The 233-nt window shown below is 61.4% G+C and carries 1 protein-coding gene; it reads right to left on the reverse strand.

The window, feature by feature from the left end; genetic code table 11:
* On the reverse strand, positions 1–233 hold a 233-nt coding region (locus AC0IYH_RS34170), incomplete at both ends, for a hypothetical protein (protein ID WP_471838932.1).

A 233-nucleotide genomic window follows, 5' to 3' on the forward strand; every position in this document is an offset into this window, starting at 1 on the left:
GTTCAGCGTCTTGAGGGTCTCGAAGTCTTTCTTCACTTGCTCGAACAGCGCTGGCGAAGTGGAGCGCAGCACGATGACCTTGTCGCCGCTTTGGGTTTCGAAACGGATGGTGTCGTTGGCGACTTCGTTGGCCGGGCCGATGCTCTTGTAATCGGCGAGGGCGGGCGCTTTGGCGTCTGACGCCGCGGGCTTGTAGTCCGCTGAATCCTTGCGCGGCTTGACCTGGGCAAGGG

It is taken from the genome of Pseudomonas sp. AC463, assembly GCF_979253585.1.